Here is a 12110-nt window from a genome sequence, read left to right as displayed (position 1 = left end):
GCCTGTGCCTGTGCCTGTGCCTGTGCCTGTATTTTTTCTTGGTTTTTCTTTTCTAGTAGTAATCTTTCCTGTTCTCTATATGGTTTTACTATTGCTAATGTGGAAATGAAGGCTGAACCAGAGGAAATGCTATTATTAATAGATGTTTTAACAAAAATTGTTTTATTATCATCTGTAGGTTGTATCGTGTAGTCTATTCTAGTTGAGAATATGTTTGCATTTCGTTCTAAGTTGAATCGCTCCATAACTTTATCTAAATTTTTATTATAATTTAATCTGTAAAAATCAGAAAGTTCACTGTATTGTTCTGGTTCTATTTTTATGCCGACAGTTGCTGAACATGTTCGCATCGAACTATTTGGATCTTTACTTGTTGTAGTTATGTCTTTGATGTCAAAAATTATCTTATCAAGAGTTGAACGTTTGATTGCATTGGTGACATCTTCATATTTTGATGTTTGTTCTGAAATCTGTTCGAGTGCTGACTTTTTTAGGGATTCAGTGAGTGTTTGAGAACTTATATCACTAGAACATTCTATTGTGTTTGTGTTTTTAGAATCGCAACTTGCTAATAATAACGCAAGTGAAATTATAGTTAGTTTATTATTCACTTTCATTCCTCTGACTCTGATGGTTAATATGCGAGCTAATTATCATCTAATATCTTACCATATGATAATTCTAGTTTCATTGTAGTACTCAGTCGGTGGTGCCTAAATTTTCTCTACTGCTAACGATAAAATCACTGTTATATCTCTTTATTTCTATAGTGAGGAGGTTTTATGAAACTACGCATATTTAAATAGGGAGAGAACAGTTGTAAGCAAGTCGTTTTAGTTTTGATAGTTCTGGGTTTTCGGTCCTAGCCTTCTAGGCTGCAGTCATCTAGCACACTGGAAGTGTCTGGTACATATTACTAATGTGTAGACTTTTTGCACGCAATCCATTGCCTGCCTGGTGTGAGCTTTACCCTGCCGCTCAAAATGTCACCAAAACTTCCCGCGATCTCTGCACCCCGTTGTGGCATAATGCGCGCCAAATCACATTCCCTATGTATAAAGAGCGAGCGCTGTGTTAAGCACTAACAACATCACCATGCAGTTCGGCAGTAAGCCGTTGTTTGAAAACATCTCTGTCAAATTCGGCGGCGGCAACCGTTACGGCCTGATCGGCGCCAACGGCTGCGGCAAGTCCACCTTTATGAAAATCCTCGGCGGCGATCTGGTGCCGAGCGGCGGCAACGTGTTCCTCGATCCGAACGAGCGCCTGGGTAAACTGCGTCAGGATCAGTTCGCCTTCGAGCAGTACAGCGTGCTGGACACCGTGATCATGGGTCACACCGAACTGTGGGCGGTGAAGGAAGAGCGCGACCGCATCTACGCATTGGCGGAGATGAGCGAAGAAGACGGCTATAAAGTAGCCGACCTGGAAGTGGCCTACGGCGAAATGGACGGTTATACCGCCGAAGCGCGTGCCGGCGAACTGCTGCTTGGCGTGGGCATTCCGGTGGAACAGCACTATGGCCCGATGAGCGAAATCGCGCCGGGCTTCAAGCTGCGTGTGTTGCTGGCGCAGGCGCTGTTCTCCGATCCGGAAATCCTGCTGCTCGACGAACCGACCAACAACCTGGACATCGACACCATTCGTTGGCTGGAGCAGGTGCTGAACGAGCGCAACAGCACCATGATCATCATCTCGCACGACCGTCACTTCCTGAACATGGTCTGCACCCACATGGCGGATCTGGACTACGGTGAGCTGCGCGTTTACCCGGGCAACTACGACGAATACATGACCGCCGCCACCCAGGCGCGTGAGCGTTTGATGGCGGACAACGCCAAGAAGAAAGCGCAGATCAGCGAGCTGCAGTCGTTCGTCAGCCGCTTCAGCGCCAACGCCTCCAAATCCAAGCAGGCCACGTCGCGCGCCCGCCAGATTGACAAGATCCAGCTGGAAGAGGTGAAAGCCTCCAGCCGCCAGAACCCGTTCATCCGTTTCGAGCAGGATAAGAAGCTGTTCCGTAACGCGTTGGAAGTGGAAGCGCTCACCAAGGGCTTCGACGAAGGCCCGCTGTTCAACAAGCTGAACCTGATGGTGGAAGTGGGTGAGAAGGTCGCGGTGCTGGGCGCCAACGGCATCGGTAAAACTACCCTGCTGAAAACGCTGGTGGGTGACGCGCAGCCCGACAGCGGTACCGTGAAGTGGTCGGAAAACGCCCGTATCGGTTATTACGCACAGGATCACGAATACGAGTTCGACGACACCCTGACCGTGTTCGACTGGATGAGCCAGTGGAAGCAGGAAAAAGACGACGAGCAGGCGGTGCGCAGCGTGCTGGGCCGTTTGCTCTTCAGCCAGGACGATATCAAGAAGCGCGTGAAGGTGCTGTCCGGTGGTGAGAAGGGCCGCATGCTGTTCGGTAAGTTGATGATGCAGCGCCCGAATATTCTGGTGATGGACGAACCGACCAACCACCTGGATATGGAATCCATCGAATCGCTGAACATGGCGCTGGAGATGTACGAAGGCACTCTGATCTTCGTCTCCCACGACCGTGAATTCGTCAGTTCGCTGGCGACCCGGATTCTGGAAATCACCCCGAACAAGGTGATCGACTTTACCGGCAACTACGAAGACTATCTGCGCAGCCAGGGCATCGTATAACCCTCGCGGCAACGCATCAGGGCGGGAATTATCCCGCCCTTTTTTTATCCGTCACGCCCCGCCGCACACCTCGCAGTGCGGATCCTTCGGCAGTTTCATCTCGCGGAACTGCATGCTCATCGCATCGAACATCAACAGCTTGCCGCGCAGCGGCTGACCATAGTCGGCCAGCAGCTTGATGGCTTCCATCGCCTGCAGGGTGCCGATGGTGCCGACCAGCGGCGCCATCACACCTGCTTCGACGCAGGTGAGGGCGCTGTCGCCGAACAGCCGGCTCAGGCAGCGGTAGCAGGGCTCGCCCGGCTGATAGGTGAACACGCTGAGCTGGCCCTCCATGCGGATCGCCGCACCGGAAACCAGCGGCTTGCGCTGCGCGTGGCACAGGCGGTTCAGGGCGTCGCGCGCCGCCACGTTGTCGGTGCAGTCCAGCACCAGATCGCAGGCGGCGATCTCTGCCGCAACCGCGTCATCTTCCAGACGGCCGTCGATGGCATCGATGCGGATATGCGGATTGATGGCGCTCAGTTCCCGCCTGGCAGAGGCGACTTTGCTCTGGCCGATGCGATCGTCGCGGTGCAGGATCTGGCGCTGCAAGTTGGAGAGCGAGACGGTGTCGAAATCCACCAGCACCAGATGGCCGACGCCGGCCGCCGCCAGATATGGCGCAGCGGCGCAGCCCAGCCCGCCCAGCCCGGCGATCAGCACGCGGGCGGCCTTCAGCTTCTCCTGGCCGTCGAAGTCAAAGCCGCGCAGCACGATCTGGCGGTTGTAGCGCAGCGCTTCGGCGTCGGTCAATTCCGGCAGCATGTTTAGCTCCTCAGCAGGGAATTGAACGGCTCGATCTCCACCGTTTCGCCTACCGCCACCGAACCGCGTTCGCGCTCCAGCACGATGAAACAGTTGCCCTGGCTGTAGGAGCTGAAGACGTGCGAGCCCTGGTGGCCGGTGGTGCTGACCTCCAGTTCGCCCGCGGCGTTGCTGCTGAACACGCCGCGCTGGAAATCGAGGCGGCCCGGCGATTTCTTCAGCGGCGTCAATGCGCGCGCCCGCAGACGCGGCGGCAGGCGCCAGTCGCTGTGGCCGGCCAGCTTCGCCAGCAGCGGTTGCACCAGCTGATAGAAGGTCAGGGCGGCGGAAACCGGGTTGCCCGGCAGGCCGCAGAACCAGGCGTGGCCCAGTTTGCCGAAGGCGAAGGGTTTGCCGGGTTTGATCGCCAGCTTCCAGAAGCTGACCTGGCCCAGTTCGTCGAGCATCTGTTTGGTATAGTCGGCCTCGCCGACCGAGACGCCGCCGCTGCTGATGACCACGTCGGCCTGGCTGTCCGCCCGTTCGAAAGCGGCGCGCAGCGCATCGCGATCGTCGCGGATAATGCCGAGATCGAGCACCTCGCAGCCCAGCTGTTCCAGCATCAGGCGCACCGCGAAACGGTTGGTGTCGTAGATTTGGCCCGCCTGCAGCGGCTGGCCGACCGGCTGCAGTTCGTCGCCGGTGGAGAACACCGCTACCTTCAGCTTACGCATTACCTGCACTTCGGCGACGCCAAGCGAAGCCAGCAGCGGCAGCTGCGCGGCGCCCAGCTTCACGCCGGCCGGCAATACGCTCGCGCCTCGGCGAATATCTTCACCCGCCAGACGGATATTCTGGCCGGCTTCAACCGGCGCGGTAAAACGCACGCCCTGGTCGCTCACCTCGGCCTGCTCCTGCATGACCACCGCGTCCGCCCCGGCCGGGATCGGGGCGCCGGTCATGATGCGCACGCAGCTGTTGGCCGGCCATTGGCCGTCGAACGGCGCACCGGCGAAGGCCTTACCGGCGACGGGCAGTGGCGCATTGGCCGCCAGATCGGCGAGGCGCAGCGCATAGCCGTCCATCGCCGAGTTGGCGAACGGCGGCACGTCGAGCGGCGAGACCACCGGGGCGGCGGTGATGCGGCCGGCGGCGGCGGTCAGGGCGACGAATTCGGTCTGCTGCAGCGGGGCGATCTGCCCGAGCATTTTTTCCAGCGCTTGCTCCAGGGAGATGAGATCGGAAGTATGGCAATGATCCATAAAGGGAACTCCGTAATCAGGGTGCGCTAAAATAGCGACAAAGTGCGGGTATTATGGCAGAGAACGCCGGGAGGGAGAACGGGTTATGCTTGCCATCTTTCGTACTGTGGCGCCGGGGCGAACGGGTATAAACTGCGAAAAACAGAGGAGAATCATGATGCATAAACAGGTGATCGAGTTCTGGTTCGACGAAATCGAACCGGTGATGTGGTTCAAAAAGGACGACGATTTCGATCGTCTGCTGCACAGCCGTTTCGGCGAAATCTGGCGGGCGGCGGCGGCGGGGGAGCTGGCGCACTGGCGCGACACCATCGAAGGGCGCTTGGCGGAGGTGATCGTGCTCGATCAGTTCAGCCGCAATCTGTTCCGCGGCACGCCGCAGTCCTTCGCCTGCGACGGCATGGCGCTGATCCTGGCGCAGGAGGCGATCCGCAGCGGCGAGTGCGAACGGCTGAGCCGCGAGCAGCGCGGCTTCCTTTATCTGCCGTTCATGCACTCGGAATCGCCGTTGATCCACCAACAGGCGCTGGTTCTGTATACCGAGCTCAATAACGGCGACCAGCTGGAATTCGAGCTGCGGCATAAGGCGATCATCGATCGTTTCGGCCGCTACCCGCATCGCAATGCGATATTGGGGCGCACCAGCACGCCGGAAGAAGAGGCCTTTTTGCAGCAGCCTGGATCGGGTTTTTAATCGTTGGATAATCTGTGCCCGGCCGGAGGACAAAACGCAGGCCGGGCGCCACAATAAGCGTGACTCAGCGCGAACGTTTATTTCATTACGCTCTACCGCTATTTCCTCCCGCGAAATTACCAATAATCCCGGCCGCACTATCAGCGGTTTGCTGCTTTTTATAACCTGCTGTTTTTATTCCAATAAGCTATTTTAAGGTGCGAAACGGTCTAAGCGCGCTACGCTAAAAGCGGGGCGTGGACGTTATGCTGTACTTCCACTGTAGGACTAAATAGAGTCGAAAAAGACTGAATAATAATGATACCGCGCTCAGCTTATTCGCTGTGCAACGGCGGGATTAACACAGGGTGTCAGGCAAATGAGCAAACCAGTGATTGCCATTCATGGCGGCGCGGGCGCAATTACCCGGGCGGCGCTGAGTGCGGAAAAAGAACGGCAGTATATCCAGGCGCTGTCCGAGATCGTGGCTGCCGGGCAGGCGATATTGGCACAGGGTGGCAGCGCGCTGGACGCGGTGACCGAAGCGGTGCGACTACTCGAAGAGTGCCCGCTGTTCAACGCCGGCAAAGGCTCGGTGTTCACCCATCAGGGCACCCACGAACTGGATGCCTGCGTGATGGACGGCCGCACCTGCGATGCCGGTGCCGTCGCCGGCGTCAGCCGCGTCCGCAACCCGGTGCTGGCGGCGCGCGCGGTGCTGGAAAACAGCGAACACGTGCTGTTTGCCGCCGAAGGCGCCGAGAAGTTTGCCGCCGCCCACGGTCTGGAAATGGTTACCCCCGACTTCTTCTTTACCCAAGAACGCTTTGATCAGCTGCACCGCGCCCAGGCGGAGCAGGGCCGGGTATTGCTCGATCACGACGGCGCGGCACAGGCCGGTGATCCGCTCGATCCCGATCGCAAATTCGGCACCGTCGGCGCGGTGGCGCTGGATGCGCTGGGCAACCTTGCCGCCGCCACCTCCACCGGCGGCATGACCAACAAGCAGGCAGGGCGAGTGGGCGACACGCCGATTATCGGCGCCGGTTGCTATGCCAACAACGCCACCGTGGCGGTCTCCAGCACCGGCACCGGCGAGATTTTCATGCGCGGCGTGGCGGCCTATGACGTCTCCGCCCTGATCGAATACGGCGGCCTCAGTCTGCAGGCGGCCAGCGATCGGGTGGTGATGGAGAAACTGCCTGCACTGGGCGGCAGCGGCGGCATGATCGCCGTCGATCGCCACGGCAATATCGCGCTGCCGTTTAACTGCGAGGGGATGTATCGCGGTTTTGGTTATGTCGGCGATGCGCCGTCCGTCGGAATTTATCGCTAAGCGTTCACCGGGAGGGTGTATGACCGACGTTTCATTCCGGCCCGCCGGCGACGAATTGTCATTGCCGCCGCAGCGGGTGCTGACGGTGCGCGATCTGAGCATCAGTTTTCCTCAAGTGGACGGCGCCGTGGAAGCGGTGCGCAACCTGTCGTTCGATCTCGATCGCGGCGAGACGCTGGCGATCGTCGGTGAGTCCGGCTCTGGCAAATCGGTGACTTCGCTGGGGCTGATGCGGTTGGTGGAGCAGGGCGGTGGGCGCATCGCCAGCGGCGCCATGACGCTGCGCCGGCGCGACGGCGCGTTGCTCGATCTGGCGCACGCCTCGCAGAGCACGCTGCGCACGGTGCGCGGCGCCGACATGGCGATGATCTTCCAGGAGCCGATGACCTCGCTCAACCCGGTATTTCCGGTCGGCGAGCAGATCGCCGAATCGCTGCGCCTGCATCAGGGCATGGACCACCGCAGCGCGCGTCAGGAGGCGCTGCGCATGCTCGATCTGGTGCGCATTCCGGAGGCCAAAGAGGTGCTGGGGCGCTACCCGCACCAGCTTTCCGGCGGCATGCGCCAGCGGGTGATGATCGCTATGGCGCTCTCCTGCAAGCCGGCGTTGCTGATTGCCGATGAACCCACTACCGCCCTCGACGTCACCATTCAGGCGCAGATCCTGCAGCTGATCCGCGTGCTGCAACAGGAGATGCAGATGGGGGTGATCTTCATCACTCACGACATGGGCGTGGTGGCAGAGATAGCCGACCGCGTGCTGGTGATGCGCCGTGGGGAGCAGGTGGAACAGAATCGGGTGCGTGAGTTATTCGCCGCGCCGCAGCAGGCCTATACCCGGGCGCTGCTGGCGGCGGTGCCGAAGCTGGGGGCGATGGCCGCACTGCCGCTGCCGGCGAAGTTTCCGCTGCCGGACGGCGAGGGGGATACGGCGCCGCAGGATACCGTACCGCCAGACGCTGCGCCGATCCTGCGGGTAGAGCATCTGGTCACGCGTTTTGATCTGCGCGGCGGGTTGTTTAATCGGGTCACTCGCCGGGTGCACGCGGTAGAAAACGTCAGCTTCGATCTTTACCCCGGCGAGACGCTGGGGCTGGTGGGCGAGTCCGGCTGCGGCAAGTCCACCACCGGGCGCGCTTTGCTGAAGCTGGTGGACAGCCAGAGCGGCACCATCACCTTCGCCGGGCGGCGGATAGACCAATTGAAGGGGCCGGCGCTGCAGCACCTGCGGCGCGATATTCAGTTCATCTTTCAAGATCCTTACGCCTCGCTCGATCCGCGCCTGACGGTCGGTTTTTCCATCATGGAGCCGCTGCTGGTGCACAACGTGATGCGCGGCCGGGAGGCGGAGCAACGGGTGGCCTGGCTATTGGAACGCGTCGGCCTGTTGCCGGAGCATGCGCGCCGCTACCCGCACGAATTTTCCGGCGGCCAGCGCCAGCGTATCTGCATCGCGCGCGCGCTGGCGCTGAACCCGAAAGTGGTGATCGCCGACGAGGCGGTCTCGGCGCTGGACGTGTCGATTCAGGCGCAGATCGTCAATCTGCTGCTCGATCTGCAGCGCGAGTTCGGCATTGCTTTTCTGTTCATTTCACACGACATGGCGGTGGTGGAGCGCATCAGCCACCGGGTGGCGGTGATGTACCTCGGGCAAATTGTCGAGATCGGCCCGCGGCAGGCGGTGTTCGACAATCCGCAGCACCCCTATACCCGCAAACTGATGGCGGCGGTGCCGGTGGCCGATCCCGCTCATGCCCACAAACGGCAGCCGCTGCCGGCCGATGAGATCCCGAGCCCAGTGCGCGCGCTGGGCGATGAACCCGTTACCGCACCGCTGGTGCAGGTTGGCGCCGGGCACTTTGTCGCCCGCCACCCGATCGCCGGTGCTTTTTAAAGACCTCAGGAGAGACAAGCGACATGAAGCACACATTCAAACGCAATGCGCTGTTGGCCGCCATACTGCTGGCGGCGGGAACCGGCCCGGTTTGGGCGGCGAAGGACGCGGTGATCGCCGTGGCGTCCAATTTCACCACTCTCGATCCTTACGACGCCAACGACACGCTGTCGCAGGCGGTGGCCAAGTCTTTCTATCAGGGGCTGTTCGGCTTCGACAAGGACATGAAGCTGGTGAACGTACTGGCGGACAGCTATGAGGTCAGCAAAGACGGCCTGACCTATACCGTCAAACTGCGCCAGGGCATTAAATTCCACGACGGCACCGCGTTCAACGCCGAGGCGGTGAAGGCCAACCTCGATCGCGCCAGTAACCCGGACAGCCACCTCAAGCGCTACAACCTGTTCAAGATGATCGACAAAACCGAAGCGGTGGACGCCAATACGGTGAAGATCGTGCTGAAGGCGCCGTTCTCGGCGTTCGTCAACAACCTGGCGCACCCGGCGGCGGCGATCATCTCGCCGGCGGCGCTGAAGCAATACGGCAAAGAGATCGGTTTCCACCCGGTGGGCACCGGGCCGTACCAGTTCGTGACCTGGAACCAGACCGACTTCGTCAAGGTGAAGAAGTTCGACGGCTACTGGCAGCCGGGGCTGCCGAAGCTCGACAGCATCACCTGGCGCCCGGTGGTGGATAACAACACCCGCGCGGCGATGCTGCAGACCGGCGAGGCGACCTTCGCCTTCCCGATCCCTTACGAGCAGGCCAAGGTGCTGGAAGGCAACGCCAAGCTGGACGTGGTGGCCGCGCCGTCCATTCTGCAGCGTTACATCAGCATGAACGTCACCCAAAAGCCGTTCGACAACCCGAAGGTGCGTCAGGCGCTGAACTACGCCATCAATAAGGACGCGCTGATCAAAGTGGCGTTCGCCGGTTACGCGGTGCCGGCGGAAGGGCCGGTGCCGCCGGCCATCGATTTCGCCGCCCGTTACAAGCCGTGGCCGTACGATCCGGCCAAGGCGCGCGAGCTGCTGAAAGAGGCCGGCTACCCGAACGGCTTCACCACCACGTTGTGGTCTTCCCACAACCACAGCACCGCGCAGAAAGTGCTGCAGTTCACTCAACAGCAACTGGCGCAGGTGGGGGTGAAAGTGACGGTGACGGCGATGGATGCCGGGCAGCGCGCGGCGCAGGTAGAGAGCGTCGGGGTGAAAGACACCGGCGTGCGGATGTTCTACACCGGCTGGTCGGCCTCGACCGGGGAAGCGGACTGGGCGCTGTCGCCGCTGTTCTCTACCCAGGCGGCACCGCCGAAGCAGTTCAACACCGCGTTCTACAGCAACCCGCAGGTGGACAAGGATCTGACCGACGCGCTGGCGACCACCGATCGCGCCGAGAAGCAGAAACTGTATCAGGACGCACAGGATCGCATCTGGGCCGACGCGCCCTGGATCTTCCTGGCGACCGAACGTCTGTTGTCGGCCAACAGCAAACAGCTGAGCGGCTTCTACGTGATGCCGGATACCTCGTTCAACTTTGATAACGCCGATCTGAAATAAGGCGCCCATCCCCGCCTGCGGCCAGACGGCGGCAGGTGGGGGAAGGAATGAGATGCTCAATTATTTTCTGAAACGACTGCTGGGCCTGATCCCGACGCTGCTGATCGTGGCGGTGCTGGTGTTCCTGTTCGTCCACCTGCTGCCGGGCGATCCGGCGCGGCTGGCGGCGGGGCCGGAGGCCGACGAGGCGGTGGTGCAGCTGGTGCGCAAGGATCTGGGGTTGGATAAGCCGCTGCCGCAGCAGTTCGCGCACTTCTTCGTCAACGCGCTGCGGGGCGACTTCGGCATTTCGATGGTGTCCAAACGCCCGGTGAGCGAAGAGATCGCCTCGCGCTTTATGCCGACTTTCTGGCTGACCGTCACCAGCATGCTGTGGGCGGTGGCGTTTGGTCTGGCGATCGGCGTGGTGTCGGCGGTGTGGCGCAATCGTTGGCCGGATCGCCTCGGCATGACGCTGGCGGTGTCGGGGATCTCGTTCCCGGCCTTTGCGCTCGGCATGCTGTTGATGCAGGTGTTCTCGGTCGAGCTGGGGTGGCTGCCGACGGTGGGCGCCGACAGCTGGCGGCACTACATTCTGCCTTCGATCACTCTGGGGGCGGCGGTGGCGGCGGTGATGGCGCGCTTCACCCGCGCTTCGTTCGTCGAGGTGTTGCAGGAAGACTACATGCGCACCGCGCGCGCCAAGGGCGTGCGGGAAAGCGTGGTGGTGATGAAGCACGGCCTGCGCAACGCGATGATCCCGGTGGTGACCATGATGGGGCTGCAGTTCGGCTTCCTGCTCGGCGGTTCGATCGTGGTGGAGAAAGTGTTCAACTGGCCGGGGCTGGGGCGGTTGCTGGTGGACTCGGTGGAGATGCGCGATTACCCGGTGATCCAGGCCGAGGTGCTGCTGTTCTCGCTGGAGTTCATCCTGATCAATTTGCTGGTGGATATGCTGTACGCGGCGATCAACCCGGCGATTCGTTACCAATGAGGAGGCGGCATGATTAAGCACTGGCGGCGCAACGCCGCACTGAAGGCGATGCCGCTTATCGATCCCAACGCGGTACGCACGCCGTGGGACGAGTTTTGGCGGCGTTTTCGCCGCCAGCGGGCGGCGCTGGTCGCCGGCCTGTTCGTGCTGCTGCTGATTGCGGCGGCGCTGCTGGCGCCTTATTTGGCACCGTTCGATGCGGAAAACTATTTCGATTACGATCGGCTGAACGAAGGGCCTTCGCTGATGCACTGGCTGGGCGTGGATTCCCTCGGGCGCGATATCTTCAGCCGTATCCTGATGGGCACGCGCATTTCGCTGGCGGCCGGGGTGTTCTCGGTGCTGGCGGGCGGGGCGATCGGCACCCTGCTGGGGCTGCTGGCCGGTTACTATGAGGGCTGGTGGGATCGCCTCACCATGCGCGTCTGCGACGTGCTGTTCGCGTTTCCCGGCATTCTGCTGGCGATTGGCGTGGTGGCGATCATGGGCAGCGGCATGGCCAACGTGATCGTCGCGGTGGCGATCTTCAGCATTCCGGCCTTCGCCCGCCTGGTGCGCGGCAACACGCTGGTGCTGAAGCACCTGACCTATATCGAATCGGCGCGCAGCATCGGCGCCTCGGACTGGACCATCATCCTGCGACACATTCTGCCGGGCACCCTGTCTTCGATCGTGGTCTATTTCACCCTGCGCATCGGCACCTCGATCATCACCGCCGCCAGCCTGTCGTTTCTGGGCCTGGGCGCCCAGCCGCCGACGCCGGAGTGGGGGGCGATGCTCAACGAAGCGCGTGCCGATATGGTGATCGCGCCGCACGTGGCGATCTTCCCCAGCCTGGCGATATTCATCACCGTGCTGGCGTTCAACCTGTTGGGTGACGGATTGCGCGACGCGCTCGATCCTAAGCTGAAGGGGTGATGGAGAAAGCTATTGCCATGTGGGTATTCTGCATGGCGAATAGCC

10 protein-coding genes are annotated in these 12110 nt (G+C 60.7%); 7 read left to right on the top strand and 3 right to left on the bottom strand.

Annotation, left to right across the window (positions count from 1 at the left end; all coding sequences use genetic code 11):
* The coding region (locus FUU19_RS07265) for a hypothetical protein (RefSeq protein ID WP_230507099.1) at positions 1-611 on the bottom strand (611 nt) is incomplete at its 3' end.
* A 460-nt stretch (positions 612-1071) separates the two neighbouring features.
* On the opposite strand from FUU19_RS07265, the gene FUU19_RS07260 reads away from it, so the two are divergent.
* Positions 1072-2664, top strand: a complete 1593-nt coding sequence (locus tag FUU19_RS07260; RefSeq protein ID WP_025302134.1) for an ABC-F family ATPase — start codon at positions 1072-1074, stop codon at positions 2662-2664.
* A gap of 51 nt (positions 2665-2715) precedes the next feature.
* On the opposite strand, the gene moeB is transcribed toward FUU19_RS07260, so the two are convergent.
* Entirely contained in the window at positions 2716-3471 is a 756-nt protein-coding gene (moeB, locus tag FUU19_RS07255; protein ID WP_197832874.1) for a molybdopterin-synthase adenylyltransferase MoeB, read from the bottom strand.
* 2 nt (positions 3472-3473) lie between these two features.
* The gene (gene moeA / locus FUU19_RS07250) at positions 3474-4712 is read right to left on the bottom strand and encodes a molybdopterin molybdotransferase MoeA (protein WP_197832873.1); all 1239 of its coding nucleotides are present in this window, start codon (positions 4710-4712) and stop codon (positions 3474-3476) included.
* Between the two features lie 157 nt (positions 4713-4869).
* On the opposite strand from moeA, the gene FUU19_RS07245 reads away from it, so the two are divergent.
* The 6 genes from FUU19_RS07245 (at position 4870) to gsiD (ending at position 12065) form a co-directional block, all read left to right on the top strand.
* The gene (locus FUU19_RS07245; protein ID WP_038880951.1) at positions 4870-5406 is read left to right on the top strand and encodes a DUF924 family protein; all 537 of its coding nucleotides are present in this window, start codon (positions 4870-4872) and stop codon (positions 5404-5406) included.
* A gap of 358 nt (positions 5407-5764) precedes the next feature.
* On the top strand, positions 5765-6721 hold the full coding sequence (locus FUU19_RS07240) for an isoaspartyl peptidase/L-asparaginase family protein (RefSeq protein ID WP_141969973.1): 957 nt from the start codon (positions 5765-5767) through the stop codon (positions 6719-6721).
* A gap of 19 nt (positions 6722-6740) precedes the next feature.
* Positions 6741-8615 (top strand): dipeptide ABC transporter ATP-binding protein, encoded by a 1875-nt coding sequence (locus FUU19_RS07235; RefSeq protein ID WP_230490233.1) that lies wholly within the window; start codon positions 6741-6743, stop codon positions 8613-8615.
* 23 nt (positions 8616-8638) lie between these two features.
* Positions 8639-10174, top strand: coding sequence for a glutathione ABC transporter substrate-binding protein GsiB (gene gsiB, locus FUU19_RS07230; RefSeq protein ID WP_141969970.1), 1536 nt, complete (start codon positions 8639-8641; stop codon positions 10172-10174).
* A 52-nt stretch (positions 10175-10226) separates the two neighbouring features.
* Complete coding sequence (gene gsiC, locus FUU19_RS07225; RefSeq protein WP_038880960.1) at positions 10227-11147, top strand: glutathione ABC transporter permease GsiC; 921 nt, start codon at positions 10227-10229, stop codon at positions 11145-11147.
* A 9-nt stretch (positions 11148-11156) separates the two neighbouring features.
* The gene (gsiD, locus tag FUU19_RS07220; RefSeq protein WP_185742310.1) at positions 11157-12065 is read left to right on the top strand and encodes a glutathione ABC transporter permease GsiD; all 909 of its coding nucleotides are present in this window, start codon (positions 11157-11159) and stop codon (positions 12063-12065) included.
* The last annotated feature ends 45 nt before the right edge of the window (positions 12066-12110 follow it).

Origin of the sequence: Serratia montpellierensis, from assembly GCF_020858655.1 — a bacterium.
Classification (GTDB): Bacteria; Pseudomonadota; Gammaproteobacteria; order Enterobacterales; family Enterobacteriaceae; genus Serratia; species Serratia montpellierensis.
This window is presented reverse-complemented; position numbering and strand designations above follow the sequence as displayed.